Source organism: Vibrio sp. 779(2023) (assembly GCF_033344285.1).
Lineage (GTDB): Bacteria > Pseudomonadota > Gammaproteobacteria > Enterobacterales > Vibrionaceae > Vibrio > Vibrio alginolyticus.
Map to the genome: position 1 here is coordinate 14,851 of NZ_JAWPOM010000018.1, position 24,628 is coordinate 39,478.

Annotated in this window: 33 protein-coding genes; 13 read left to right on the forward strand and 20 right to left on the reverse strand. The window is 44.8% G+C overall.

Annotated features, from left to right (window positions below; translation table 11 throughout):
* The 11 genes from R8O70_RS18865 to R8O70_RS18915 form a co-directional block, all read right to left on the reverse strand.
* Positions 1-231, reverse strand: coding sequence for a hypothetical protein (locus R8O70_RS18865; RefSeq protein ID WP_318184308.1), 231 nt, complete (start codon positions 229-231; stop codon positions 1-3).
* Positions 228-725: a hypothetical protein gene (locus tag R8O70_RS18870; protein ID WP_064376252.1), complete on the reverse strand. Its 498-nt coding sequence runs from the start codon at positions 723-725 to the stop codon at positions 228-230. Before R8O70_RS18870 ends, R8O70_RS18865 begins: the two co-directional genes overlap by 4 nt.
* Positions 722-940: a TraR/DksA C4-type zinc finger protein gene (locus tag R8O70_RS18875; RefSeq protein ID WP_029559268.1), complete on the reverse strand. Its 219-nt coding sequence runs from the start codon at positions 938-940 to the stop codon at positions 722-724. The genes R8O70_RS18870 and R8O70_RS18875 overlap by 4 nt, the downstream gene beginning before the upstream one ends.
* Before the next feature lie 12 nt (positions 941-952).
* Complete coding sequence (locus R8O70_RS18880; protein ID WP_318117199.1) at positions 953-1,408, reverse strand: phage protein; 456 nt, start codon at positions 1,406-1,408, stop codon at positions 953-955.
* A 3-nt stretch (positions 1,409-1,411) separates the two neighbouring features.
* Positions 1,412-2,542, reverse strand: a complete 1,131-nt coding sequence (locus R8O70_RS18885; RefSeq protein WP_318184309.1) for a DUF2586 domain-containing protein — start codon at positions 2,540-2,542, stop codon at positions 1,412-1,414.
* A gap of 21 nt (positions 2,543-2,563) precedes the next feature.
* A complete protein-coding gene (locus R8O70_RS18890; RefSeq protein WP_140374168.1) occupies positions 2,564-3,232 on the reverse strand; it encodes a hypothetical protein in 669 nt (222 codons plus the stop codon).
* A complete protein-coding gene (locus R8O70_RS18895; RefSeq protein ID WP_140374169.1) occupies positions 3,222-3,707 on the reverse strand; it encodes a phage tail protein in 486 nt (161 codons plus the stop codon). Before R8O70_RS18895 ends, R8O70_RS18890 begins: the two co-directional genes overlap by 11 nt.
* Positions 3,704-4,123, reverse strand: coding sequence for a head completion/stabilization protein (locus R8O70_RS18900; RefSeq protein WP_318184310.1), 420 nt, complete (start codon positions 4,121-4,123; stop codon positions 3,704-3,706). Before R8O70_RS18900 ends, R8O70_RS18895 begins: the two co-directional genes overlap by 4 nt.
* Positions 4,124-4,255: 132 nt before the next feature.
* Positions 4,256-4,972 carry a terminase endonuclease subunit gene (locus R8O70_RS18905; protein ID WP_029559274.1) on the reverse strand — a complete coding sequence of 239 codons (717 nt, stop codon included), beginning with the start codon at positions 4,970-4,972 and terminating at the stop codon, positions 4,256-4,258.
* Between the two features lie 10 nt (positions 4,973-4,982).
* Positions 4,983-5,996, reverse strand: a complete 1,014-nt coding sequence (locus R8O70_RS18910; protein WP_029559275.1) for a phage major capsid protein, P2 family — start codon at positions 5,994-5,996, stop codon at positions 4,983-4,985.
* 38 nt (positions 5,997-6,034) lie between these two features.
* Positions 6,035-6,913 (reverse strand): GPO family capsid scaffolding protein, encoded by an 879-nt coding sequence (locus R8O70_RS18915; protein ID WP_140273454.1) that lies wholly within the window; start codon positions 6,911-6,913, stop codon positions 6,035-6,037.
* Between the two features lie 174 nt (positions 6,914-7,087).
* Here R8O70_RS18915 and R8O70_RS18920 point away from each other — a divergent pair, with 174 nt between their 5' ends.
* The 3 genes from R8O70_RS18920 (at position 7,088) to R8O70_RS18930 (ending at position 10,242) form a co-directional block, all read left to right on the forward strand.
* Positions 7,088-8,884 (forward strand): terminase large subunit domain-containing protein, encoded by a 1,797-nt coding sequence (locus R8O70_RS18920; protein ID WP_318184311.1) that lies wholly within the window; start codon positions 7,088-7,090, stop codon positions 8,882-8,884.
* The gene (locus tag R8O70_RS18925; protein WP_064376261.1) at positions 8,881-9,912 is read left to right on the forward strand and encodes a phage portal protein; all 1,032 of its coding nucleotides are present in this window, start codon (positions 8,881-8,883) and stop codon (positions 9,910-9,912) included. Before R8O70_RS18920 ends, R8O70_RS18925 begins: the two co-directional genes overlap by 4 nt.
* Positions 9,913-9,990: 78 nt before the next feature.
* Complete coding sequence (locus tag R8O70_RS18930) at positions 9,991-10,242, forward strand: ogr/Delta-like zinc finger family protein (protein WP_079765352.1); 252 nt, start codon at positions 9,991-9,993, stop codon at positions 10,240-10,242.
* A 1-nt stretch (position 10,243) separates the two neighbouring features.
* Here the strand turns inward: R8O70_RS18930 and R8O70_RS18935 are convergent, their stop codons facing one another.
* Complete coding sequence (locus tag R8O70_RS18935; RefSeq protein WP_031858241.1) at positions 10,244-10,555, reverse strand: hypothetical protein; 312 nt, start codon at positions 10,553-10,555, stop codon at positions 10,244-10,246.
* 450 nt (positions 10,556-11,005) lie between these two features.
* On the opposite strand from R8O70_RS18935, the gene R8O70_RS18940 reads away from it, so the two are divergent.
* Both R8O70_RS18940 and R8O70_RS18945 read left to right on the forward strand, forming a co-directional pair.
* Entirely contained in the window at positions 11,006-11,794 is a 789-nt protein-coding gene (locus tag R8O70_RS18940; RefSeq protein WP_064376262.1) for a hypothetical protein, read from the forward strand.
* Positions 11,784-12,197, forward strand: coding sequence for a HEPN domain-containing protein (locus tag R8O70_RS18945; RefSeq protein ID WP_064376263.1), 414 nt, complete (start codon positions 11,784-11,786; stop codon positions 12,195-12,197). The genes R8O70_RS18940 and R8O70_RS18945 overlap by 11 nt, the downstream gene beginning before the upstream one ends.
* A gap of 4 nt (positions 12,198-12,201) precedes the next feature.
* Here R8O70_RS18945 and R8O70_RS18950 read toward each other — a convergent pair whose 3' ends face one another.
* From R8O70_RS18950 to R8O70_RS18980, 7 genes are all read right to left on the reverse strand, one after another.
* On the reverse strand, positions 12,202-14,799 hold the full coding sequence (locus tag R8O70_RS18950; protein ID WP_412034574.1) for a replication endonuclease: 2,598 nt from the start codon (positions 14,797-14,799) through the stop codon (positions 12,202-12,204).
* On the reverse strand, positions 14,769-15,197 hold the full coding sequence (locus R8O70_RS18955; protein WP_318184312.1) for a hypothetical protein: 429 nt from the start codon (positions 15,195-15,197) through the stop codon (positions 14,769-14,771). Before R8O70_RS18955 ends, R8O70_RS18950 begins: the two co-directional genes overlap by 31 nt.
* The gene (locus tag R8O70_RS18960) at positions 15,194-15,736 is read right to left on the reverse strand and encodes a DNA methyltransferase (protein WP_318184313.1); all 543 of its coding nucleotides are present in this window, start codon (positions 15,734-15,736) and stop codon (positions 15,194-15,196) included. The genes R8O70_RS18955 and R8O70_RS18960 overlap by 4 nt, the downstream gene beginning before the upstream one ends.
* Positions 15,733-16,161: a hypothetical protein gene (locus R8O70_RS18965; protein WP_318184314.1), complete on the reverse strand. Its 429-nt coding sequence runs from the start codon at positions 16,159-16,161 to the stop codon at positions 15,733-15,735. Before R8O70_RS18965 ends, R8O70_RS18960 begins: the two co-directional genes overlap by 4 nt.
* A 73-nt stretch (positions 16,162-16,234) precedes the next feature.
* A complete protein-coding gene (locus R8O70_RS18970; RefSeq protein WP_025587973.1) occupies positions 16,235-16,570 on the reverse strand; it encodes a hypothetical protein in 336 nt (111 codons plus the stop codon).
* Positions 16,571-16,585: 15 nt separating this feature from the next.
* A complete protein-coding gene (locus R8O70_RS18975; protein ID WP_140130709.1) occupies positions 16,586-17,125 on the reverse strand; it encodes a phage regulatory CII family protein in 540 nt (179 codons plus the stop codon).
* A 111-nt stretch (positions 17,126-17,236) separates the two neighbouring features.
* Positions 17,237-17,449 (reverse strand): hypothetical protein, encoded by a 213-nt coding sequence (locus R8O70_RS18980; RefSeq protein WP_045588167.1) that lies wholly within the window; start codon positions 17,447-17,449, stop codon positions 17,237-17,239.
* Between the two features lie 252 nt (positions 17,450-17,701).
* On the opposite strand from R8O70_RS18980, the gene R8O70_RS18985 reads away from it, so the two are divergent.
* The 3 genes from R8O70_RS18985 (at position 17,702) to R8O70_RS18995 (ending at position 19,518) form a co-directional block, all read left to right on the forward strand.
* On the forward strand, positions 17,702-18,247 hold the full coding sequence (locus tag R8O70_RS18985; protein ID WP_412034575.1) for a helix-turn-helix domain-containing protein: 546 nt from the start codon (positions 17,702-17,704) through the stop codon (positions 18,245-18,247).
* A 23-nt stretch (positions 18,248-18,270) separates the two neighbouring features.
* Positions 18,271-18,738, forward strand: a complete 468-nt coding sequence (locus R8O70_RS18990; protein ID WP_318184316.1) for a hypothetical protein — start codon at positions 18,271-18,273, stop codon at positions 18,736-18,738.
* An 87-nt stretch (positions 18,739-18,825) separates the two neighbouring features.
* The gene (locus R8O70_RS18995; RefSeq protein ID WP_318184317.1) at positions 18,826-19,518 is read left to right on the forward strand and encodes a DUF4145 domain-containing protein; all 693 of its coding nucleotides are present in this window, start codon (positions 18,826-18,828) and stop codon (positions 19,516-19,518) included.
* Here the strand turns inward: R8O70_RS18995 and R8O70_RS19000 are convergent.
* Positions 19,508-19,747: a hypothetical protein gene (locus R8O70_RS19000; RefSeq protein ID WP_252094134.1), complete on the reverse strand. Its 240-nt coding sequence runs from the start codon at positions 19,745-19,747 to the stop codon at positions 19,508-19,510. The genes R8O70_RS18995 and R8O70_RS19000 overlap by 11 nt on opposite strands.
* Before the next feature lie 273 nt (positions 19,748-20,020).
* On the opposite strand from R8O70_RS19000, the gene R8O70_RS19005 reads away from it, so the two are divergent.
* From R8O70_RS19005 to xthA, 5 genes are all read left to right on the forward strand, one after another.
* The gene (locus R8O70_RS19005; protein WP_252094133.1) at positions 20,021-20,203 is read left to right on the forward strand and encodes a hypothetical protein; all 183 of its coding nucleotides are present in this window, start codon (positions 20,021-20,023) and stop codon (positions 20,201-20,203) included.
* Positions 20,200-21,144, forward strand: a complete 945-nt coding sequence (locus R8O70_RS19010) for a hypothetical protein (protein WP_252094132.1) — start codon at positions 20,200-20,202, stop codon at positions 21,142-21,144. Before R8O70_RS19005 ends, R8O70_RS19010 begins: the two co-directional genes overlap by 4 nt.
* Before the next feature lie 34 nt (positions 21,145-21,178).
* Complete coding sequence (locus tag R8O70_RS19015; RefSeq protein ID WP_252094131.1) at positions 21,179-22,621, forward strand: P-loop NTPase fold protein; 1,443 nt, start codon at positions 21,179-21,181, stop codon at positions 22,619-22,621.
* Entirely contained in the window at positions 22,608-23,630 is a 1,023-nt protein-coding gene (locus tag R8O70_RS19020; RefSeq protein ID WP_318184318.1) for a tyrosine-type recombinase/integrase, read from the forward strand. Before R8O70_RS19015 ends, R8O70_RS19020 begins: the two co-directional genes overlap by 14 nt.
* A 133-nt stretch (positions 23,631-23,763) precedes the next feature.
* Positions 23,764-24,570 carry an exodeoxyribonuclease III gene (gene xthA, locus R8O70_RS19025; RefSeq protein ID WP_005378433.1) on the forward strand — a complete coding sequence of 269 codons (807 nt, stop codon included), beginning with the start codon at positions 23,764-23,766 and terminating at the stop codon, positions 24,568-24,570.
* Positions 24,571-24,628: the final 58 nt, after the last annotated feature.

A 24,628-nucleotide genomic window follows, 5' to 3' on the forward strand; every position in this document is an offset into this window, starting at 1 on the left:
CTATTCCTTCTGAGGGACTTCTTTCAAGCGCTTGCCTTGTAGCGCCGCGATAATGTCGTCAACCGTGTCTTGAAGAACATCGTTCGTGCTTAGACCTTTCAAGGTTTCCAAGCCCCACACCACAAGTCGAGTTGCGAAGCGTTCAAGGATGATTGTCCAACTGATTTGAAAGACGAGGCCTTTCAACACTTCGAGTAGGGTTTTGCCCACAATGCCAACAAAGAAATTCATGCTGCTTCTCCGATCAAGGATTGATATGCCAACAGGTAATCTTGTTCCGTTGCTTTACCTGCACTTGTGTTCCAGTACTTCTTCGCGTACCGCGCTAAACCTTCTAGGTCATCGGCATCGGGTAGCACTTCTGGGAATCGAATCAAGTTAAGCCGCGCCGCCGCTACCGCAAACTGAGGTGAGATCACCATGTAACGCGCATCTAAGCCGTCAATTGGTGCAAACATCTCCAATGCATCGAGCAAATGCGGTCGACCTTTTCCGAGCCACTCAATAAGCCAATTGAACGTTGCTGGCTCCATTTGGGTGAAACCTAACGCTGGACCACGGACTTGTTTTGAGTAAGTAAACTTTCCAGACTCATGAGCAATAATCATCAAGATCAGATTGATTGCTGCTTGAGTATTGAGTTTGCCTTTACCACCGGATGCCATATCCAGATGGTCAAGGACTGGTTTGATGATGTGCTCAATAAAGAGCTTCGCTAAGTTCATCGTTTCATTCGCTCCAATTCGCTTTGACACTGGGTGCAGTACTTGCAACCTGGTACTTTTTGGCGGCGTTCTTCTGGGATTGGGTCGCCACATTCGCCGCATTCATGTGCGCTTTCCCGTTGTTCAATTCGCTTCGCCCCTGCCAATTGGTTGGCAAGCGCCATTTCAGTGAATTTGGCTTCAAGGCCGCAGGCATGGTCGATAACATCTGCCATCGTTCCCCCTGCTTAGTTCGTTAGGTCTTCGGTTTCGTCTTCTCGTAGGTAAGGAGTACCGTTGATATGGACAAAATCAGAACTGGTCACGTCAAAAGGCAGTTTGTGAAGCAACGCGCTGCCACCGTTGGTGTCGATATCAAGCAGGTCAGAAATCTTGATGCGACAGCCGAACGCTTCCACCTTCAATTCGTCTTTATCAATCTTTCCGTAGAACAGACCATCAAAGGCAGGAAGGCCGCGCCAAGAACCGGCTTTTTTTGCTGCTTTGCCCAACTGGTTGAACTGCTGCGTTGTCAGCTCCATTTCACCACTGGCTTCTACATCCCCATCGACATAGCCATCAGGCACACCGCCCGTTTTGTTTACCGCTGAGTTGTCCGTGATGGACAACGTCACCTTGTTTGCTTTGAGCTTGTAATCACCCAAAGAGAAATGCATGTTCTTGCCAGAAATACGCATGCTCATGGATTACGCCTCCGTATCTGCTGCGTTGCTTAGGTCTAACGCGATGTTGACGACAATGTGTTTCGGGCAGTTGTGAGGGCGAACCATCAAACCGATCACCACTTTGGTTTTGGTCATCCACTGGATGGTGACGTCTTCGTCTCGTGGCTTCATGATTTCACCAGGGAAGGTGATACCCGCGATCTCTGTACCTTTGGACATTTCACGCATATCCGTGCGGAAATAGGTGCGGTTCAACTCAATGCTTGCAGGCGTCGAGTTAAGGATTCGGTCAGCAATACGACGAATCGCCTTAATGCGCACACAACGGTTGAGTTTGTGAACTGGGCGAACGTATTCGAGGTATTGATAATCGCCGCCTTTTGCTTCTAGCGTGGTGGCGTCTGTCCAATAAATACCTTCTAGATCGGCATACCATTGCGGCAGTGAGTAACGTGCTTCGGCTAACGTGCCAATAGTGCTCATTTCTAGGGCTTTGCCTGCGCTGTCCGTGGGCATGTCACCCAAATCAAGCACACTGCCAGTCGCCACACGCATTGGGCTATCAGCAACCGTTACGCTGCGGTCACAAAGTCGACCAGCAAGCACACCAACGTTGTTACCGTTGAGTTGAGGAACCGGAGTCACCAAGTTTGCAGCAACATCTTTCACCAAGGTGATCATGGTGGTTTCATACTCTGCCCACGTTTGCGCGCCTTCACCTTCTGCAACAATGCCCGGACACGCAGCAAGGAAGAACACCCAACGACCTAGTTTGCTTGTCAGCTCTGTGGCTTTGGATTGCATATCAGTGAACTGAGTTTTATCCGTAACTGGGTCACAGATGGCAATACCTTCGAACGAATCGGTCAGGTTTGCTAAGTCCACGGCAGCTTGCCAAGTATCGTCAGCCGCTAAGCCAACAATCGCACCAGTCCAGTTTTGCTTACCGTTGATTTGGGCCGCTTTCACGTTTTGACCAAGTGCATCGTCCGCAACGACTTCGTCAAGGTTGGTCATGTTATTGATGCGGGTCACTTTGCCTTGCAGTTCGGCTTTATCAGTGCGCCCAATGAAAAGCACATGGCGTTCAATCTCTGGGATGCCGCCTTGTCCTAAATTGAGGTTGTTAACCTCTACCTTTCCGGTTGCCATTGGTTATGTCCTCTGTCGTGGTTATTTCTTCACACGCGCTTTTTCGATGTTTTTGATAAGCTTTTCTCGCACTTTGACGGCTTTAGTTCCCAACATTTGACGCTGAGGAGTTTTCACCTTCCAAGACTGCTTACCTTTACTCTTACCCGTTCTCATCATTCGAATAATGAGTCCTGCTTGCCCCAACGTAAGACGCTTCTCAAGGTTTCTAACACTCGGTTTATTCCACCCTTTACCGTCTTTACGCCTCACTCGATAACCAAGACGCCTTAGCGCAATTGCTTGCTTTTTCGTGCAAGGCGCACCGTAATCAGGCTCACCTCGGCGCTTAGTCTGTTCTTTGATGTGTTCTCTTGCGGTAACGGTCTGTGTCATACCTTGTTGATGAACACTGGCTTTTCTCGCTTTTTTCTTTATGTCCCAAGTCAAATCGAGCACGGTCGAATCATGCAGAACATAAGGCTCCATCCCGTTTTGAAACGAAGTAAGAACCGCACCTTCACCTTTTTTCCGCTGCTCAAATTTGATGTTGTCGATGTCTTTTTGGCGACGAAGGCGACTTCTCGTCATTCTTCGTTCCCAACGCCCCAAGTCTTTGAGTATCCAAGTGCGTTTTTTCTTTGATAGCATCAGCGCTTCAAGTGCTTTCGAAGCGTTGATTGCATCTTCACCGACAACTTCAATTCTCATTGCTCAGCTCGTACTCTTCAGCCACATCAATTGGCACAGCTTGAACTCGATACTTTTTGTTGCGCCAAGTAATCAAACCTTGCTCATCAGGAATCATTTCGATGGGTTCCATCATTTCGATTTCGATCAGAACATCTGCGCTTTCTTCGTTAATCACATCTACTGTGATTTCAGGATCATCCAGTTCGTGAATATCCCTTTCTCTGTCATAGTCAGCGAGCCAACACGCAAGCAACGCGAACACGTTTCGAGGGTCTAACAAGCGGTGAGGAAACTCTTCAATCGAGATGATTGCTTCATATCGCCAATAAGCGGCGATGTGACCGCCATTGCCTCGGTCTTCACCATCTACAACAATTGCAGCCCTCTCTTGCCAAGCTTCTATCTTGTTATCAAGTACGCTTGAATTGAGGTGGCTAACGATGTAATCCGTTAGGTGTTCAAGCTTGGTTTTGTTGTAAGTGGTATCGCTCATAGTGATTCAATCCCGTTAGAACTCAGCCCAAGTAACTCACGTACATCACGAGTGCTTTGTGCGAGAAAACGTGCCTCTTGTTCCGGTTCATCCGTTGCCACGCTTTCGCCTTCTTTGCGGCGGTCTTGCGTGGCGAACTCTTTAATCAACTCAGCGTGTGCACGACCGTAAACCGCTCGCTTGTACAGCAGGGCTTTAGCTCCACTGAATGTCGGTATTTCGCCGTTTTCGATCAGGCTATCCAATCGACCTTGGATGTTTAGCGCGGCGATGGACACCGCATAAGCCAATGAATCGTTATCGAACGTATGAGGAATGCGGCGCAGCTTGCGGAACTCATCGGTGGATAAATCCACCCAACCTTCACCTTGTATGGTGGTATTTGGTGCGCTGTTAACTTTGCCGCCAAAACTCATAACGTTTCCTTAGCTCTTTCTGAATTAGGGCACCTCTAGCCACTGGGTCGACGGTTTAGAATGAACCACGCAGGTTATTCCAACCTCGCCAGCCGAGGTGCGGTGGCGTAGGAGTCTGTCTATAGACAAACGCTATAAATTTTTGCCTTCTGCGAGTGCGTTAAGTCGCATCTCGATTTGCTTGATTTTGGTTTGAACACCAATTTTGTCGTGCTTTTCATGGGCAATTTCGAGCAGCTTTTTCGCCTTCTCTAATTGCTCTGAATCACCGATTTGGCTTGGTTGTGGATCACCTTTTTCATTAAGCAGCAACCCGTAACCCGCAAACTTGTACCATTTGGCTTCAAGCTTCTCTGGCAACTTCCACTCTTTGTCGATTTTCTCGAACACTTGAGAGAAGTACGGCTCAATCGAGTGTCCATTAGGTAGTTGTCTTTCTGCCCATTCGAGGACAAAGTCACCACATACCACCGCCCAACTAGAACGTTTGAAGTTCTCCGGCGTTGGCAAGTCCAACTCGATGGCTTTGAACAGCCAATCAATCGCGGTTTCAAGGTCTTTGGTATCAAACAGCCAAATAATCAAATCCGTGAAAATTGGGTTTTGATAACTTTCCCCTGCCGCCAAGTACTTCTCTGCGACTTCTTTGTATTTCGGGATCAGTACGTCACGCTTGTAGTTGACCTTTTCCGAAATCTGAACGAAGTCTTTCAACTTAAGTTTGTCTTGCTCAAACTCGATTAAGCGCAAGTGCAAACTGTCTGGGCTTGGCACAGTGGCAGCGATTGCCACTGTGTTTTGCTTTTCAGCCATCGCCAACTTATGGCGCATTGCAGGGGATAAGTTCATGCTTTACCTTCTATGCAGCAGGTTTAGGACCAATGTGGACTTTTTCTGGGTTGTAAGCGGCGAACGCCTCCAACACACCCACTGCGTAACCTTCCATTCGCCAGTATGAGTTCTCATACTGCTTACGGTCTTCTTCGTGCTTCGCTTTACGCTGCGCAGTACCGTGCTGCGTTAGCACTTGTAGGTTTGCAGGAATCGTCACAACCATTGCGTTGTCTGGCATAAATGGTGGAACGTATGCTGGGCGACCAGCTATCGTTTTATCCACTTTTTGCGCCGCGATTTGCTCACTTGGTTTATCAGCAGCGTCATACAGTTTGTATTGCGCAGCAGAAATCAAACCAGAGCCAACGAATACCGTTAAGCGAGGGTCATTGCGATACATTGGGTGAATCTGGTTGTTAATGATGTCAGACGCCATCGCATCCAGTGTTTTGTAATCGCCGTTTGCATCGAAATACACATCAACATCAACGATTTGAGCTGCTTTACGAGTCTTCACAAAGTGATACCAACCTTCGTTAACATCTTGGCCTAGTGGGTTAGCTTCTGGGTCAGTTGTTGCTTCGGCAGACACACCGTTCCAACCAATACGCATAATGTCTAGCGCATACATTTGGTTAGAGAACTGCGATACCAGCTTCATAAACAGATCACGACCGCCTTGGTTTGCCCACTGACATAGCATTGCCCACGTGATAGCTGCACATGAGTCGGTTTCTGCTAGTTTGAACTTGTGACCGCCAACACCGATTTGTTTTTGGAAGCGACCGCCAGCCTTACGACCCGTATACAAACCGCTCACACCCACATCAACCACTTGACCTTCGATTTGGTCAACGGTGGTAACAGTGATCATTTTTAGAAACTCGGCAGACTCGGAAATCGCTGCACGGAGTTTGGTTTCTAGCTGTGGCGAAACGTTGAACAACTGCTCGACGCTTGTAACGCCATAGCTTTTCGCTAATTTCTGAGCGAAGTGGTCCATATTCTCGCGAGCTGATTGAGTAAGAATCTGCGACATTACGCGATGCTCCTGGTTAGTTTTTCAAGCGCCTGTGATTAAACAGGCATGTAATCGTCACCCGCAGGCGCAGGATCAGGACGTTGGTCTGGTACTTCCTGGCTCAGTTGGTTGAACTTCTCTTCCAACTCACCTTGCTTAGTCGCAATGCCTTCAAGTTGCTCAGTTAGTGTCGAAAACTGCTCCGGTGTTAAACCTTCCGGCTTTGGGTTGCTTTCGTCATCTTCTGGCGCTTCGGGCGTATTTTTACCAAACGTGTTGAACTTCTCTTCAAGTTCATTTTGCTTGTTACCGATGCCTTCAATTGCCGACATCACTTTGGCGAACTGCTCTTTGTTCATTGGTTCTTCATCCTCTGGTTGAGGTGTTACTGATTGTTCTGGCTCATGCTCAGAACTAAAGATGTGGTTACAAAACGAGTAGAAACGCTCGAAACGTGTTAAGCACTGAGAAAAATCGACCTCTTCTAATGCGTCAGATTCCAAAGTCGTTTCTTGCCCATTACTAGAGCGTGAGAATTTGAGTAGCGTTGTACCTGTAGAGGCTGGGGAGTCAGTCACAGCTAGACCTTCAAGATAACAACGCCCCTCACCCTTGTAGTCGGGATTTGGTTCGATAGAAGTGAATAGCTTCTGACCTTCCTTGTTTGCTTCTAGCAAGAATTGGTTAGGTGTCAGCTTGGCGAACAGGCGAAGTTTGCCGTCTTTCTCTTCTGCTTTTAGCTCTTCAACAATGCCCCAGTTCTTGCCTTTGTATTGTGTCCAATCACTGCGGTAGTGTTCCGGCCAAATTAAAGCTGTGTATTCTTCTTTCGAATACTGCTCCGCCATATCTTTAATCCAAGATGCGGCAATTTTTCTTCCGTCTACTGTGTTGCCTTCTGTGGCAACCACTACCCAATCACTGGTTTTTGGCATGTGGTAACACTCTTACTGGTTAATGCGAAGTTGCCTTTAGATGCCGCAACAATACGCCCAAGTTTTTAGGCTTTCAGCAACTTGTGTTCGGGTGAATTCGGATATTTGAAAAACTGGAAAAGGAAGGAATTTTTGTAGGCGAATCAAGGTGTTTTCGGGGCGTATCATTCGCTTATGGCATATTCTCCCGAAATCAGACAAGCCGCCCGCGCCCTCTATTTGAAGGCATGGACGCCACGTGAAATCGCCGACGAACTGAACCTCAATAACGATCGCATCATCTACTATTGGGCGGATAAGTTTGGTTGGCGTGATATGCTGCGTGAACAAACGATTGATGAAGCTATCGCGAATCGTATCCAAACCTTGCTTGAGATTGAAAACCCAAGCAAACCGCAATTGGATATGCTCGATCGGCTGATTGACCATCACGTCAAACTTAAGAAACTCCGCGCCTCTGAAACGCCAAAACCTGCCGCCAATCCGTCTGAAAAAGGCAACAACGCCAAACAAGCTAAAGACGATTCAAACAGCAATAGCAGCCCTGGTAAGTCGAAGAAGAAAGGAAAGAATGATGTCAGCGAGATCACCGAAGAGTGTTTCAAGCTTTGGCATGACTCTTTGTTTGAATACCAGGTGGTTATGCGTAACAACCTGCATCAGCGTATTCGTAACATCCTTAAATCTCGCCAAGTTGGTGCCACTTACTATTTCAGTGGTGAAGCGCTAGAAAACGCCATCCTTACTGGTGACAACCAAATCTTCTTATCCGCTTCTCGCGCACAAGCAGAGGTATTTCGTCGTTATATCATCTCGCTAGCCAAGGAGTTCTTAAACCTTGAACTGCAAGGCAACCCGATCACCTTATCGAACGGGGCTGAACTTCACTTCCTTTCGACCAACGGCAAAACGGCGCAGAGTTACCACGGTCACGTTTATGTCGATGAGTACTTTTGGATTGGTAAGTTTGACGATCTGAACAAAGTTGCATCGGCAATGGCGACACATAAGAAGTGGCGCAAAACCTACTTCTCTACACCATCCACCAAAATGCACCCCGCTTATCCATTCTGGACGGGTGACAAATGGCGTGAGGGTAAAGACACACGCAAGAATATCGAGTTCCCGACATTCGAAGATTACCGCAAGGGTGGTCGTTTATGTCCCGATAAACAATGGCGTTACGTAGTCACCATTGAAGATGCCGCCGCAGGTGGTTGTGACTTGTTTGATATTGACGAACTGCGCGAAGAGTACAGTGAAACCGACTTCAACAACCTCTTCATGTGTGTTTTCGTCGATGGTGCCAGCTCCATCTTTGAATTCAACAAGATTCAAAAGTGCATGGTGGATGCCTCTATTTGGCAAGACTACGACGTCAAGAAAGCGCGACCATTTGGTAACCGTGAGGTATGGCTAGGGTATGACCCATCACGAACCCGAGACAATGCCGTGTTGATGGTCGTCGCTCCACCAATCGTTGCCGTGGAGAAATTCCGCATACTGGAAAAACACAATTGGCGTGGTTTGAGCTTCCAACATCAAGCCAATGAGATCAGCAAAGTCTTCAAACGCTTCAATGTGACTTACCTCGGGATTGATATCACAGGCATTGGTGCAGGTGTTTACGACCTACTGTACAACAAGCACCCACGCGAAACCGTGGCCATTCATTATTCCAACGAAAACAAAAACCGCTTGGTGATGAAGATGATTGATGTGATTGACGGTAACCGTTTGCAGTTTGACGCAAACATGAAAGAAACCGCCATGTCATTTATGGCAATCAAACGCACATCGACCAACAGCGGCAACATGATGACGTTCAAAGCAGACCGAAGCGAGTTGGTTGGTCATGCCGATGACTTCTGGGCATTGTCTCACGCACTCATTAACGAACCTCTCGACCACAGTACTAAACGCAAATCGCGTTGGTCATTCTCCGCAGAACAAGGGCAATTAGCAGCATGACAGAGCAAATGATTCAAACCGAAACGGCAGATACGCCAACCGAAGCAAAATCGGTATACAGTTTCGACCCGACTCCCGAACCTGTTGATACCAACAGTTGGATGACCCGCTATTGTGAGTTGGTCTACAACGATATGGAAGACTACTGGGAAACACCAATCTCACTCAAAGGCTTGGCTGATATTGCCAATGCCAATGGCTATCACGGCTCATTACTCAAAGCACGAGCAAACTATGTTGCCGGACGTTTCTCACAAGGTGGGGCGATGTCCATGTTCTTAATGAATAACGCAACGTGGGATTACTTCGGTTTAGGGATGGCGGCGTTTGTTAAACTTCGAAATCACTGGAAAAAGGTGATTGGTTTACACCCATTGCCAATGGTACACATGCGAAAGCGCAGAAACGGCGATTTTGTCCAGCTCCTTAGCAATAACAAGCAAAAGGTATTCAAAGCAAAGGATGTGGTTTTCATACCTCAGTATGACCCACAACAACAGGTGTATGGTTTACCCGATTACTTGGGCAGTATTCAAAGCAGCTTGTTAAACCGCGATGCTACACTATTTCGCCGCCGTTATTACCTGAACGGTGCGCACATGGGTTTCATTTTCTACGCAACGGACCCGAATCTGGATGAAAAAGACGAAGAAGCGTTGCGCCAAAAAATCCAGAGCTCTAAGGGCGTGGGTAATTTTCGCAGTATGTTTGTGAACATTCCAAACGGCAAAGAGAAAGGCATTCAACTGATTCCGGTTGGTGATATCGCCACAAAAGATGAGTTTGAGCGAATCAAAAACATCACAGCTCAGGATGTGTTTGTCGGCCACCGTTTCCCAACCGGTATGGGTGGCATGTTCTCCCAAACGGGCGGCACCATCCCCGACCCAATCAAGGTGAGCAATGTGTACGATAAGTATGAAGTGATTCCGGTATGTAAGCGTTTTATGGATGCAGTAAACAATGACCCAGAGATTCCACCGAACCTTCACTTGCAGTTTGATTTGACTGTTGGAGATGCTGCGTAAACTTTCGTTTTAGACTGTACAAATACACAGCTTATTGGCGTATGATTATTAGGTCAGTCAATAAGCTAGGTGTTTACTATGAGAGTGTTGTGCCCAGAGTGTGGAAGCAAAAGCCGTATCCAAAAATCCAACCGCCTAACCAACAGTCATTCAGATTTGTATTGCAGTTGCAGTGACCCCGAATGTGGGCACACGTTTGTGATGAATTTGTCTTATAGCCATACGTTGAGCCCATCGGCAAAAACGACAAGCCAACTGGCATTCAACTTGTGTAAGGCGTTGCCGCCAGAGGCACGGCAACAGCTCAAACACCAACTATCTATGTTGTAAATCAATTCGACATAAAAGCAGTACTCTCCGTTTCGCAAGCCATCTCGATAATACTCAAGATGGCTTTTTGTTTTTTGGAGTCCAACTGCCCTTTCGCATCCGCCAGTATTAAACCTGCTATGTACGCACCTGCTGCTCGAGTTCTTTCTGTCGCCTCACTATTTGCTACGCCATCAATGACGATTTCTAACGCAGACAACATGATATCGTTTTGATTTTTATTCGACATATCAACACCCTTACCAATGACCAGTGAAATATACTGTATATCCATACAGGTTTCTACAGTAGTTTTTAGACATAATTCACTCATTAAGAATTTTCCTTTGTTACTTCGAGTTAATAGAAATCACGCTGCTACATCATTTAAACAGGCGGTAAAGCATTTCCTAACTGCGTAAATGCGTTGTTTACCAAAACAAGCTAACTTAGGTTCCAGATCGCGCAAGGCCATAGAAAGTTGACACAAATCACAAAAATGATATTCATTGATTATCAGGAAGTTTCGAAACAAATTGGCTTCAGAGAAATAATAAGAATCAAAAGCCTCTGTATGTATTGGCTATAATAGTCAGTGGTATATAAGAAAACAGACGAATACTGGTGAGTGTTGATGCATATTGAGTAAGTTTTGACAATGCGCACATTGTTTGAATTTTCATCTTCATATATAGTAACGCTCCTTTAGTATCCTATATATGGTGTATACGGTACTGTTGAAACTTGCATCCGTTTTGGGTGCTTATATAAAGGTGTATATAGCTTGACTTCTCCTAACGCGCTGACTGAACACAACTCTCTAATGAAGCAGTTGTTGCAATCAATAGCGAGTGAGACTCCTCTTGATGAGGTATCTAAAGCTCGTTATTTGAAAAAAGCGCAGCAATTACCGGATTATGAACAGATTTACACAATCGAGTCTCTAATCCATACTGCAAATTATGAGAATGAAAAGGCAAAAGAAACAGCTCTAAAAGCGTATCATTATGGCGCTGGCTCTGCAGTTTTCATGAATACTATTTCAACTCTCTGTATTAATGGATATATGAGAACAACTCTCGACATCCTATTGAGCAACAAAGAGCTTGCTGCAAATCCTAGTTATGTCCCTGCATTTGCAGCTATTTTAACTAAAGCACCATCATACGAACTTATTATGACCCTTCTAAATACTATAGAAGTGAGCCAAATTGACGATCGACTTGGTGATACTCACGGAGCACTGATGACTTTAGCTAGCTTTATGCACAAAGGCATTACCAAACATGGACTAGAGGAAAATGTATACGCTTCTATTTCAGAGATTGCTGCGCAAGTTACAGAGGAACACAACCACACAGTCATCAATCAATGTCGTATTTATCAATCATTTGAAGAAAATGAAATGACTATGGTGTTTTTTGTAGAAAGTGCTCCAGAAGACGTTGCAGACTTAAACTGGGAACTAGCTGAGAAGCTTATTGAATCTGGGTTAGACGACATTCCATTGGTCGCTAGATTCAGTATCCAAAAGGAACTTATGCCCAAAGTAAGGAGTTTAGGTGTCAGTTAAACCGGAAGACTTTCTGCAAGAGAGTAAATCGATTTTTAGCAACGCTTCTACGGAAATCCAGTATCGTTGTGCGATAAGTCGAAGCTATTACGCAATGTATCACAAAGTTTTGAGTATTTTAGATCAACCACCTAGAAGTTACCCTAGATTGGGGGACCATGCATCGTTAATCGAATACTTAAAATCAGATGCCGAATTAGATGAAAGTCTACCTTTCAACAAACTGAAAGGCCTTTCGTATATGCTGAGACAAGAACGCGCAAAACGAAATGAAGCTGACTACGATTTAGAAGACAATGTCAGTAAAGAAGAAGCTGCAGAAAGCATTGCTACCGCTAAACGATGCGTAGCTAGATGTGACGAATTAAAACCCGATTCGAGTCAACTCTCCTCGCAAATATAATCCCCTAAACCAACGGCCAGTCGTCCCCATCAGGGAAGAACGATAGGTCTGGTTGTTGATACTCTTGCTGTTCTGGTTGGGCGAATACCTTGTCCCAACCTTCGAAATCCATCCATTTAAGATCATCTGCAGGCGCACGGCTTACCTCGACCAGCTGTGCCGGACGTATATTGCCGTGTTCGTCTACCTCCGCAGGGCGGATTTGAATACTGGTTGCATCGTCGATGCGAATTGAACTGCCTTTTAGCAGTGCGGCCAGTGCCGTTTCATCAATATTTGGCGGGTTATTCGCCCGACTATTCACCGGGTCTAAAATTCGGGTTAGCTGATCGCTGACCTGTACCTCGCGATGCTCCGTACAGTTATTGACAGAACTCCGAGAGGAGCCAGAGGCTCCAATAGCGGTCGCTGCGCTCCCTTGGGTGATCGCTTCAACTTCAGCTTCTACCTTTGATTTCTTCTGAATCGTCCAGACTTTAGTGCGAGTTTTCACGATCGCTTCCGGTGTTTGAAAACCTTCCACCTTACGCACGTCTTCACCGTGAGGTGATGCGAATGGAAGTACTTGATATGAATTGGTGATCAGCAAATCTTCGCGCTTAACGAATGGACCACCCTGCCCCATGATGTAGCCTTGCCAGTTACCATGGTCTGCAGCTTTCATTGTGTCTACGATGCAAGCTTCATCAGACTGGATTCGTGCCTGGTAGTTTTTGCCGATCACTTCCACCAACTCTTTGTTGGTTAACAGGCGGTCAGGTTTTACCGGGCCAACCACATGGCGGTGCAGCATGTGGTACATATCCAACAGGTCAGCGCGTTCTTGCATGAAAACGTATTCCATAAAAGCTTTTTTGTTTTGGCTAGCGAAGCGGCGCAGCTCACGGTAAGTCGTTACCGGAGCACCACCGAAGAATTGAAACTGACGAATAGCCCAGCGACTTTTCCAAGCGCTGACGTTCTTTGCCATGTCTTTAACGGATTTGCCTGTTTCGTCGGACACTTCATCGTCCATAGCGAAACCGTCAATGTTCTTGGAAATGTATTTAGCAATGTAGCCTGTTGCGGTGCCTTTCTCTGGGTCAATCTCACCTACATCACAACGAGCCGAGTAATCAAACTTGCCCTGTTTATCAAATAGCTCGTGCTTATCTTCTTTCGTTGCGTAATCAACAAATATTTCTGTGATCGTATCTTTCTGTTCTGGCTTAACCCAGATAAGCAAATGCCAGTGCGGTGTGCCATCATGATGCGGCTCTGCAACACGAACCCCAAACCAACGGATTTCTAGACGACCTAACTTTGCGCGGATTCGTTGCCATACATTGTTTAGGTACGTTTGCGCATCGCGTGGGCTTGCGCCGTTCCAGTGACCAATGAAACCGCCTTTCTTGTATGAGTTGTGATATTTAGCTGGCGTGGTCAGCGTTAAAAACAAACCTTGTAAACCAAGCTCATTGCCAATGTCTTCACAGCCACGGCAGCGCACCATTAGTTCATGACGGCGAATCGCAGGGTTAGCCACACTCTTTTTGACCATATCCCACAAATCAGCTTCTTCACCTGTTTCTTCATCCAATAGCTGGCACTGTTTGATGTATTCATAGTTAGCCGTTTGCTGCTCCTGGTGCTCTCTAACACAATCCCAAGACGCATACGGTGAAGCCTTAGAAGACACTTGGCCCATTGCAATGGCTAAGTGCTCACGCATGATTTTGCGGATTTTATTAAGACGGCCACACCACCACTTCTCGCTGATCAGTTTTGAAATGTCTTGCAGTGCAGATAGCTCGGACTGGTCTTTGTACTTGCGAGGAGGCTTAACACCGAAAGTGTTGGTCACGAACTTAGCAACTTGCTCATAGGTGAACACCACGGCCATTGTGGTACCAAGTTCGGTCTTTGCGTGGTATTTATCGCCTTCTAATCGAGTGAAGCGATCAACAATAAGTGAAATCTTGTAAGCCATCTCTTTAACTTCAGATGGCTCAAGCTCTGCAAGTATTCGGCTTTTTACAGGCTTGCGATTTCGCTCTGCCTTATCAAAGTCAAAAAACATTTGCTGATTGGATGAAAAGTCGCTTTGCTCAGTGTCGTTAAACTCTTCACTAAGCAAAGAAACCTTTTGTGTTGTAGGTAGTTTTTTGTATTTACGTAAAACCATCAGCGCACGCTCTGCAGCTGGCCCCATTCGTTCACGCAAAAAGATGTTTGCTTCTCTGCGACCTTTCTTTTCGAAAACAGAAATGTAGCGAGTAACAAAGTACTTGGTTAAGTAGTCTGGCAGACCTTGGATTTTGTCTTTCGCCCACTCAAAGTCATCTGGGTTTGCTTCAAACAGTTTACGTTCGAGCACACTCAGGTCGTCAGGTTCTTGCGAATCATCAAAACGTCTTGCACCAAAGCAAGCATCCGCTAGTGTTTTTGGCGCTTGCGGAAAAACGTGCAAGCTTCCCCAACTTTGACAAGCCAGAGAAGCAGCACGTTTGTAGTCATGGTCAAAACCGAACTTATCTAAGTCTAATAGTTCGATTTCTGTTGGTTCGCTTAGGTACTTCGACACGATTGTTCTTATCCACCAAAACCTAAGGCCAAACGCCATAGCTCTGGAACTTCAGTTGGTTTCTTGATGCCAACCTGTTCAATTGGCTTGGCTGTTGATTTAGCGCGAAGCTTGCGAACTTGCTCAGCTCGCTTATGGCTTTTCTGAACCTTCGCTACCGCTTCATCTATGGTGCAACCTGCTTTCAAATGCTTGTAGATTGTGGTGTGCGTGGTACCAATAGCTTTAGCGATATTGTCGACACCTTTGATGCCCTTCCACTCGTGAGTAGCAACGCCGCAATTGTTCTCACGGCCATCAACAAAATGAACCGCTTCACGAATCGTCTTGCCGTTACGTAAGCGAGATTTCAAAGTACCCAGAGGAACGCCAAACGCTTTCGCGATCGCGGATTGACCTTTGTGGCCGTCTAGTTCGTAGATGTAATCTGATCTCATGCTGCCACCTCATGACCAACTGAAACGATATGACTTAAACCTTGAGGAATATCGAAGCGGTTGCCGTTATCCCAAATAAACCAAGCGTATTCGCAAGAATCTGACCCGCCGCCGACAAAGCGAGGGCGAGGAACGATGATTGGGCACTTTGGCGGAAAGCCTATTTCAAACCAGAACGGCAGGCGCTTTTTAGAACCGAGATAGTTAACACGTTGCAAGTAAGCCATGGTGCCGTCCGGTGCCAGTTCACTTAGGCTTTTGCGAATGAACTCTTCCGTCAAAGAGAAAGGCGGGTTAGTAATGATCACGTCCTGCTGACCAAACTCAGTCGCTAGGTAATCAATACCCTTTTCGATTTCAGCAAATGACTTTTGGTTTTCTGGCAAATCTATCTTGTCGAAGATCGCACCTGTACCGTAGCAAGGTTCTAAAAACTTGTCGGTTGGGCGAACCTTCAACTTAGATAGAAGTGCGTCGACTACTTCTGGCGGCGTTGGATACAGCTCGCGAGGTTGCACTTTCCCGTTAGTAGAACTCATGCTCCCACCTCCGCTTTTGCTTCGGCTTCTTCACGGGCTTCAATGACGAGCTCCGTTATCTCGCTTTCGATTGCTAATAGTTGGGCAAAAGCATCTTCTTCACCGAGTCGAACGCGCTTCTGAAACAACCTATTTGCACCCGGTTCGTACTTACATCCTTTCACATAAGCAATTGTCTCGAACCAATTTACGTTGGCTACAAAGCCGGTGTGAATTTCAATTACATCCTGATTACTGATCGCCAGCGCATTAATAGCATTCACAATGTCTAACACATCACGGTTGGTGTTCAGGCCGCTAAATAGCTTTTGCTTTTGCGCTAGTGCTTCTGCAGGTAAATCCGCATGCCCAATAGTGCCGACATTACGGTTGAGAACTTGGTCTATGAGGTTTCTTGCTTCGGTTAACTTTTGATTGGTATTCATCTCTATGCTCCTACGCTTAGACGAAAAAAAGGCCCCCATGGATACAGCGGGGGCAAAACGGCTGGCTTGGTGATTAATGGGTGTTGCTGAATTGGTAGTGTTTGAGGCGACGAACATCGCCGAGCGTGTTATCAAAGCCCACGATCATTTCTTTTAGGTACTGCATACCTGAGCGGATTTTTTGCAGTTCTAAATCGTCGAACGACTCAAACTCACGTTGGTAATCTTTTGGAGACATGCCGCCAGCGATAAGAACCAAACCGCGGCTTTTGTCTGGCAGCTCGTTGAACATCTTTCTCAACTTGCCGCGTGTAGCGGAACCGTTGAAAAGCGCTTTGCATGCAGCAATGCTCTCGTTGGCGTTGGGTGCTTGTTGTAATTGTTCTTGTTGAATAGCTAACTGACTCATTGGATTCGGTTCTCCTTAGGCTAAACCGGGAATGGGCGCACCGTTGGCGAAGAAATCCAGCCCCATAGACAACATGGGTGTCGCGCCAGTCGTGCGGTTCTCTAAATCGGAAATCATCAAAACAAGGTTGCCGAGTGCGGCATGCGCTTTGGCTAAGGTCTTGTTTTTGGTTGAACGCGGCAGGCGCTCTGCGGTGCACATTTGCATTGCATCGCCAGAAAGCTCGCCGCTTAGCGCGTTGTTGAGTAACGTGCGCTCAATGAAGTTTTTCTGTTCTGATTCCTGTGGCAGTGCCACGGTCACGGTGCCCAAGTTGCTATAAAGAACGTTATGGATTGAGTAGTCGCCGGAGTGGTAACACAACCAAGCTAACTCAATGGCGTATAGCTTGTGCGGCTGCTCTGGGTTGAGCTTGTTGCGCAGCATGGTTTCGCCCATGTCCATCTTTCTGGCTAATCCAGCCATGTTGTGATTGGTTGCAAATGCGCAGCACGCCTCGTCAAACGCGTTTTGTTTGGCCTCACGTAATCTGCACATGGCGATGTTTGCGTCCATGTTTGACAATCCTTATAGCAACGTTGGAATGCAAATGACTGCCCAGGCGAATAAATGAAGCCAAAGCGGGCAGTAAGTTTTGGTTGGAATCAGGGAGGAAAAACGCATGGCTTATCCTAGTTTTGCCAGCGCTTCACGAGCAGCTATCTCATTCATTGCAATGAGGTTTACCAGCGGCTTTTCTTTTGGGGCTCTTTTTTCTTGGATGATAATTCTGCCCTTACGCACGTAGTCTCGAATCGTTTCAAGCTTGAGACCAGTGATGCGAGAGTATTCCTCAAACGTCACAAATGGCACGGGTAATACTGGGTTGTATGACAACATGGTGGTATCCTACTTAGTTGATTTAATAACATTTCACTGTACTCACGATTATTCTCACTAATCTTGAGACACGAGAATCTTAGATCGTCATGCGACTTGTGTAAATAGTTAAATGACTATTTCTGAGATATTGGACAAATTTGCCATATGAAAGAACGAAAAATACTTCCGTTTGACTATTTGAAAGGTAGTGATTTCACGAGGAGATTAAAGCTTTTAACTGATTGCAATGATTTCCAAGAACTAAGCGAGTTGCTTGACGTTCCAAAAACAACTTTCAGCACATGGAACACTCACAATCGCACGTCACATGAGTTAATGGTTCGGCTTCATTTAGCTTTGGGTGTGCCTATTGAAGAGTTGGCTTTAAAACCGGAAGACCGAGATAAAGTAAGAAGCAGTGACGGAGCAAAAAAAGCGGCTACTTATCATAGCGCTGAGTGTGTGGAAAACCCGCAGCACGGCTCGGTCATTATCAAAAGCTTCTGCTTAACTAATGGAAAGCTTCTAGATACAGGTGAAGTGCCGTATCCAGTTCGCCGCATTAATGGCTTTGGTTTACAGAATGCCGATCTCATTGAAATTGAAACCAACCAAAGTGTGGTATTGGTCGATAAGAAAGAGAACGACGCAATGAATGGTAATTACCTCATTGGCATCGACGGCCGATACTCAATCAACCAGGTTCAACGCCTACCCGGCAAACTCGCCATCGCTTTCGACGGACAAACGATTGAAGTTCAGGACGGTGATATCGAGGTAATCGGTAAGGTAGTGTTAGAAACAAAACTTAAATAATAAAAATTGGCTAGGGAAAGATAATGAAATATGTAATTGGCTTAGCTCTTGGGCTGTGTGCTGCATTCAGTTACGCGCAAGACGATATGAAAGTGATATTAGTTGGTGATGGTTTCACTAAAAACAATCAACCAGCAGCCACCATCTATAACTGCACTAGCGACGAGCAAAGCTGCATCCAATACACTTTCAACACCAAATCTCTATCAGCGCTTTTAAATGGTAATCAGCTGACCAACAACATGAGAGATAACTTAGACCTTGAGGCCACTGCAAACATGGATGGTCAATATTTCGTTATCTCAAATAAGCACAAGACTCGTTTTGATGTAGAAGTCATCGAAAACGATAAAGAAGCTAAAAAGCTAACGCTTAGCTATAACCTTGTTCTTGTTTCATCGAAAGACTTCGACAAACAGCTTGCACTTGGTGGTAAGACCCTAACAGTGGAAGGTGATTTTTATGACACTTTGGTTGGTATCGCCAACTAGAAGTTTCAGAAAAATACCTCAAAATACTTGCCCGCTTGGCGACGACTTTGAGGAAAGATTAATAATTAAATTGGTTAGGAGTTTGAAATGGCTCATTCATGGCAATGCCCATACTGCAATCATAATGCAACTATCGATGGACATCACTTGAGTATTGATCGCCACAGTTTTGACCACGGTAATAAATTCGAGGTGGCGCTCATGATTGAAACTGAGGTGACTACTTGCCCAAACCCAAATTGCCGCGAAATTTCGATTTCTGCAATTTTGGTCAAAAAATATGCACACATAGACCAAGAGCCAGATGCCGTACTACGCTCTTGGCAGCTTCAACCAAATTCAACAGCGAAGACTTTTCCAGATTACATTCCAAAAGCAATTCTCTCCGACTATGAAGAAGCATGCTTAATTAGAGACCTTAGCCCGAAGTCATCGGCAACATTGGCACGCAGATGTTTACAGGGAATCTTGCGAGATTTTTGGGAAGTTAAACCTGCGCGTCTAGTAGATGAAATCAAGAGTATTAAAGACAAAATTGACCCTCTTACATGGGCAGCCATTGACGGTGTCCGTGGTATCGGGAATATCGGCGCTCATATGGAAAAAGACATTAACGTGATAGTTGATGTCGAGCCAGAAGAAGCAGCTCTGTTAATCAACCTTTTAGAAATTCTCATTAAAGAGTGGTACATCAACAGGCATGAACGTGAACAACGTATGCAGGCCCTTATTGGTGTTGCGCAGCAAAAGCAGGAAGATCGAAAGAAAGTTACTGAGTAGGTTGGCTATTTGATTCAACTAATCGATAGTACGGTGACGCAAAACTATAAGGGAATATCGTGACTAAAAGCAAATCATCTGAGGTGTCGAAGTTAACGAAATGGCTTTGGTATACCGTAATCATTGGGCTAATACCAATAGGGTTACGTTTGTTCTTTTGTTCGTTTATGGAAACAGTTAAGCCACTCAACGCGGCAGACTTTATCGCTGTAGGTTTTGTACTACACATATCCATTTTCAATGAATTGGAACATATGTCAGGCGATCAAACCTGGAAAACAATGAGTAACGCCGGGTCGATTGTCGCAATCTTTTTTTACGGAGCGCTGACGTGTTTATTATTGATGCTCGAATCGGGTGTTAAAGGTATCAATGTCGAACATTTAACCAACTCGTCTATGGTTCTCGCCGCTTGTTCATTTATACTCTGCTTTGTCATTTTCTTTAGACTCAGTTCAAAAGCAAAATCTGAACAGCACGAGCAAACAGGTGGAGAAGTTACATGTTGAGTATCCTTATCAATGCAATCGGCATCATCGCGGTAATATTAACTGTCACATTTTCCGTTTGGACATTTATCGATACCAAACGCAAATACTCTATCGACGCTTTTAACGAATCTAAAAAAGAGCGCTTATCTGCTGCGCTAAAACGGCATAAAGATAAAACTAGGCTAGGAAAATGATTAAAAACTTTATCTATTTGGATGAACCAAAACTCTATTCTTTCTCCTCTCAACTCTTCGAAGGCGTTACCGAATACGTCCTCAACGAACATCATGTTGAACACACCGATCAGCACACACAAAAAGGTAAACTAGCCTCTGGAAAAATCATTGCGGATGTTATTAGAGAAACATCCTCTTCAACAACAAAGAAATTCCTTCACGATCACTCATTCAACCTGTTTCAAAAACGATTAGAAGAAGAAAGCAAGCTTCTTGACATAAATTCACTGGCCTCTACAGAGGATATCCTCTCCTCAATTTCCGATTATTCCTTTGTCAAAATCAAGGCTCAAATGCTGGTCGCGGATTCGCAAGAAGTACTAAATATCTATCGAAACTTTAATCGCATTGGTGAGAATATAATCATCTCCCAGATGCAAACTGAGTTAACAATACTTGAGCAAAAGCATTTAAGTTCAAACGTTAAAGACAAAGACTCTGCGGTGTCTAAAGAGTTTTTCAAAAACCATAACATCGAAAAACAAGCGCTTGAATCCAACTTAAGACAGCCTAAGTTGTTTCAGGAGTCTCTTATTGAGTTGCTTGAATTTGGCCAAAATGGTGCTCTTCAATTTCATCAGTTATTGCACGATACTCTTTTCTCATCGTATCTAGACCGAGACCATCTAAGAGAGCCTTTAAATTCAATTATCAAAAAGTACTCAAGGCTGACACAAAGAGAGTTTGTTGTACTTGGTGTCATCAGCCACAAGTGCTCTGATGATCCTTTCCAAGAAAAACACCCCTTAGCTCAAGTTACTTCATCTGATGATGTTGGTGATATGAAGTCTAAAATGAGAGCTATTTCGTCTTCGATGATAGGTGTCAGCAAATTTACCTATGGCTTGGAGCACAACGAAATCATAATCGAACCAGTGGCGATTTATACCGAGCTATAGAAAGCTGCATGCGTAACACATTAAAGGCCGTACTATGTCTAACATCCATGAAGTCCCATCAGACATAATTTTCGAGAAATTTCCAGTCATCGATCGTAGGTCTTATGCCGAACATCTAACCGACTTCCTCAACGAAAAAGCTGAAGATGGCTACGTTCTTAACCTCAATGCTGAATGGGGAGCGGGTAAAACTACTTTCCTCCAGTGCTGGTATAACGAGCTGAAAGAAAAACACCCTGTTGTTTACTTTGATGCATGGAAGTCTGATTTTACTCATGACGCTATGTTAGCGTTACTTGAGGCTTTTCATTCACAGCTGATGAGTGCGATTACAGAGAACAAAGACCTACTAAACAAACTAATGGAAGGTGGCAAACATTTTGCCAAAAATACTTCATGGAAGTTAATCCTTGGCTTCGTAAAACGCCAAGGGGGAATGGAAGCTGATGATTCACTGTTTTCAGACATATCAGATGGACTAAAAGATCTTGGTCTAGAAACTAGCGATTTAACCGATTCACTTAAAGACACTTTCTCCTCCATGCTTGAACAAAAGCAAAAGGTAGAAGGCATTAATGACTTTAAACAGACTCTTGTTGAATTAAGTGATGCATATATAAAGGTTCACAATGATAAATCTACTCCTATCTATGTCCTGATTGATGAACTTGACCGCTGCAGACCGACTTACGCTATAGAAGTAATTGAATCAGTTAAGCATTTCTTTAATACAAAAAACTTTGTTTTTGTGCTGGCTACGGATACCGAGCAGTTACAACATTCAATTAGAGCTGTATATGGTGAAGGGTTTGATTCAACTAGCTATTTGAGTCGTTTTTTTGATAGAAGCGCTACACTTTCAGCGCCGACGTTAAAGCAGTTCATTGAAATTGAACTGACGTCTATAGTTGGTCCTATCCCCGGAGAATACGAGCATTTTGAACTTATCTCTCATATCCTTACATGGCATGGCATTACATCATTACGTGAAGTAAAAAAAATACTGAATGATATTGAAGTAGCATGCACACAAAAGAAATCTTATAGAGTGCTGCCTCTAGTTATTCTCTCTATTCTTCGTCATCGTTATCCAGAGTTTTACAGAGAACTATATACTCGACACGAATCACCATACAATTCTCCAAATTCTCATAGTAAAGATAGAATAAATCAGTCTAGTATTGTTCCGCATTTCCAATTAACCAAACACTCTTCAGGAAAAGTTTCTGTAAATCATATTTTGTATCAACTATCTCGTAACATTAAAACAAATTCAGATATTAACGATATGACCTACATAAATTCATATATAAGTGCTGAAATTAATCCCTCACTAACAGGAGGTAAAGTCGTAAGCATTATTGAAGCATTTTCACATGTTTACAGAACCAACTTAGAATCCGACAAACATGCAGTTAGAAACGACTACTTTTCTCTCTTAAATTTTGCAGGTTATATGACCGATGTCAGTTCGTAACCTCAAAGACGGCAGCAAGAATCCTTGGCTTTGTGAGTGCTACCCACAGGGCCGAGCCGGTAAGCGCATTCGCAAACGCTTTGCCACAAAAGGTGAAGCAGTTTCCTTTGAACAATTCACCATGCGCGAAGTTAACGACAAGCCCTGGCTTGGCGATAAGCCCGATCACCGCCGCTTAACCGATGTGATTGAACTGTGGTACCAACTGCACGGTAAGAACCTGAAATCCGGCGAGCGTTCAAGATACCGCATGATGCTTACGGCCAAAGAACTAAATAACCCGATTGCGTCTTTACTGACTTCTAATGACCTCGCCCATTACCGGGCTGCTCGTGTCAATAAAGGTCGCGGCCGTGAAAACAGGGAAATGGCGATCAGCTCTAACAACGGTGACATTGCGCTGTTGAAATCAATGTTCAATCGCTTGATAGCACTCAATGAGTGGCGAAACCCAAATCCCGTGACAGGCATCGAGCCTGTCAAAAAGGCGCAATCTGAATTGACGTTTTTAAGGGAAGAACAGATTATCCGCCTCTTTGAAACGATTAAGAAAAGCTGGCTACATGACGAACTGCGTTTGATTTATAAAATCTGCTTAGCCACTGGTGCTCGCATCAATGAAGCGGTTTTACTCCGAGGTGAGCATGTATTCGGTAATAAGATAACGTTTGTAAATACCAAGGGTAAGCGAAACAGAACTATTCCAATCTCTGAAGAGTTGTTTGCAGAGCTTAACCCCACATCCAGCGGTCGAATATTTACATGTGGTTATGGTGTCGCGCATAAGTGGATTGATAAAGCGTTACCTGAATTACCTAAGGGACAAGCTACTCACGTTTTGCGCCATACTTTCGCCACGGCTTTCATGCGTAATGGCGGTAACATCCTCGATTTGAAAGCGGCACTAGGCCATGTCAAAATTGAACAAACGATGGTTTACGCCCATTTTTCGCCAGATCACCTTTCGTCGGTAGTCAATTTCAACCCTATCAGCAGCCTTAAAGTATAACGACATAAATGGCGACAAAGTGGCGGCATTGCTCAACAAACTTCACTATTATCCATCAACATACATTTTAGTAGTTTTTAAAAACCCTTTAGCCAAAAGGCATTGCAAGGGATAACAATAGGTTTAAAAGAATATGAAAGTAATCAGCTTTAACATCAATGGACTACGTGCGCGACTGCACCAACTCCAAGCGCTAATCGACAAACACCAACCTGATGTGATTGGTCTTCAGGAAATTAAAGTTCACGATGAAGCATTCCCGATTGAAGCTGTCGAAGCCATGGGCTACAAAGTGTATTTCCATGGTCAAAAAGCACATTACGGCGTAGCAATGCTTTGTAAGCAAGAGCCTCTACACGTACAAAAAGGGTTCCCGACGGATAACGAGGAACATCAAAAGCGCATGATCATGGCAACGTTTTTAAATGAAAACGGCGAAAAGGTCACTGTGCTAAACGGCTATTTCCCTCAAGGGGATAACATCAGCCACGAAACCAAATTCCCATACAAGCGCCAATTCTATAAAGATCTGATGACCTACCTAAACGATCATCACAATAACGACGAGCAATTGATTGTTATGGGTGACATCAACATCAGCCCTATTGATGCAGATATCGGTATCGGCGAACCAAACCGTAAACGTTGGCTAAAAACAGGTAAATGTTCATTCCAACCTGAAGAGCGCGAATGGTTGAAAACCTTACTAGACTGGGGCTTTGTGGACACCTTCCGTAAGCTATACCCAGAGGTGAACGATCAATTTTCGTGGTTTGACTACCGTTCTCGCGGTTTTGATGATAACCGTGGCCTACGAATTGATGTCATTTTGGCAACCCCTTCTCTAGCGGAAAAGTGTATTGAATCTGGTATCGACTATGAGCTTCGTGGTATCGAGAAGCCTTCAGATCACGCACCAATCTGGTCAACATTTAAGTAATATATTGCAAAGCTATAAGCGAGACTCAACGCTAAGCTTAGTCCAATAAAAAGGGAGA

Coding starts and splice junctions, on each gene's coding strand:
- R8O70_RS18930 (WP_079765352.1), top strand. CDS start 9,991: ATGAGAGTGTTGTGCCCAGAGTGTGGAAGCAAAAGCCGTATCCAAAAA.
- R8O70_RS18885 (WP_318184309.1), bottom strand. CDS start 2,542: ATGGCAACCGGAAAGGTAGAGGTTAACAACCTCAATTTAGGACAAGGC.
- R8O70_RS18910 (WP_029559275.1), bottom strand. CDS start 5,996: ATGTCGCAGATTCTTACTCAATCAGCTCGCGAGAATATGGACCACTTC.
- R8O70_RS18900 (WP_318184310.1), bottom strand. CDS start 4,123: ATGAGTTTTGGCGGCAAAGTTAACAGCGCACCAAATACCACCATACAA.
- R8O70_RS18955 (WP_318184312.1), bottom strand. CDS start 15,197: ATGAGATCAGATTACATCTACGAACTAGACGGCCACAAAGGTCAATCC.
- R8O70_RS19015 (WP_252094131.1), top strand. CDS start 21,179: ATGTCTAACATCCATGAAGTCCCATCAGACATAATTTTCGAGAAATTT.
- R8O70_RS19010 (WP_252094132.1), top strand. CDS start 20,200: ATGATTAAAAACTTTATCTATTTGGATGAACCAAAACTCTATTCTTTC.
- R8O70_RS18965 (WP_318184314.1), bottom strand. CDS start 16,161: ATGAATACCAATCAAAAGTTAACCGAAGCAAGAAACCTCATAGACCAA.
- R8O70_RS18890 (WP_140374168.1), bottom strand. CDS start 3,232: ATGAGAATTGAAGTTGTCGGTGAAGATGCAATCAACGCTTCGAAAGCA.
- R8O70_RS18980 (WP_045588167.1), bottom strand. CDS start 17,449: ATGTTGTCATACAACCCAGTATTACCCGTGCCATTTGTGACGTTTGAG.
- R8O70_RS19000 (WP_252094134.1), bottom strand. CDS start 19,747: ATGTGTAGTACAAAACCTACAGCGATAAAGTCTGCCGCGTTGAGTGGC.
- R8O70_RS18960 (WP_318184313.1), bottom strand. CDS start 15,736: ATGAGTTCTACTAACGGGAAAGTGCAACCTCGCGAGCTGTATCCAACG.
- R8O70_RS19020 (WP_318184318.1), top strand. CDS start 22,608: ATGTCAGTTCGTAACCTCAAAGACGGCAGCAAGAATCCTTGGCTTTGT.
- R8O70_RS18875 (WP_029559268.1), bottom strand. CDS start 940: ATGGCAGATGTTATCGACCATGCCTGCGGCCTTGAAGCCAAATTCACT.
- R8O70_RS18920 (WP_318184311.1), top strand. CDS start 7,088: ATGGCATATTCTCCCGAAATCAGACAAGCCGCCCGCGCCCTCTATTTG.
- R8O70_RS18870 (WP_064376252.1), bottom strand. CDS start 725: ATGAACTTAGCGAAGCTCTTTATTGAGCACATCATCAAACCAGTCCTT.
- R8O70_RS18970 (WP_025587973.1), bottom strand. CDS start 16,570: ATGAGTCAGTTAGCTATTCAACAAGAACAATTACAACAAGCACCCAAC.
- R8O70_RS18935 (WP_031858241.1), bottom strand. CDS start 10,555: ATGAGTGAATTATGTCTAAAAACTACTGTAGAAACCTGTATGGATATA.
- R8O70_RS18915 (WP_140273454.1), bottom strand. CDS start 6,913: ATGCCAAAAACCAGTGATTGGGTAGTGGTTGCCACAGAAGGCAACACA.
- R8O70_RS18950 (WP_412034574.1), bottom strand. CDS start 14,799: ATGGCGTTTGGCCTTAGGTTTTGGTGGATAAGAACAATCGTGTCGAAG.
- R8O70_RS18995 (WP_318184317.1), top strand. CDS start 18,826: ATGGCTCATTCATGGCAATGCCCATACTGCAATCATAATGCAACTATC.
- xthA (WP_005378433.1), top strand. CDS start 23,764: ATGAAAGTAATCAGCTTTAACATCAATGGACTACGTGCGCGACTGCAC.
- R8O70_RS18975 (WP_140130709.1), bottom strand. CDS start 17,125: ATGGACGCAAACATCGCCATGTGCAGATTACGTGAGGCCAAACAAAAC.
- R8O70_RS18905 (WP_029559274.1), bottom strand. CDS start 4,972: ATGAACTTATCCCCTGCAATGCGCCATAAGTTGGCGATGGCTGAAAAG.
- R8O70_RS18880 (WP_318117199.1), bottom strand. CDS start 1,408: ATGAGCATGCGTATTTCTGGCAAGAACATGCATTTCTCTTTGGGTGAT.
- R8O70_RS18895 (WP_140374169.1), bottom strand. CDS start 3,707: ATGAGCGATACCACTTACAACAAAACCAAGCTTGAACACCTAACGGAT.
- R8O70_RS18865 (WP_318184308.1), bottom strand. CDS start 231: ATGAATTTCTTTGTTGGCATTGTGGGCAAAACCCTACTCGAAGTGTTG.
- R8O70_RS19005 (WP_252094133.1), top strand. CDS start 20,021: ATGTTGAGTATCCTTATCAATGCAATCGGCATCATCGCGGTAATATTA.
- R8O70_RS18990 (WP_318184316.1), top strand. CDS start 18,271: ATGAAATATGTAATTGGCTTAGCTCTTGGGCTGTGTGCTGCATTCAGT.
- R8O70_RS18925 (WP_064376261.1), top strand. CDS start 8,881: ATGACAGAGCAAATGATTCAAACCGAAACGGCAGATACGCCAACCGAA.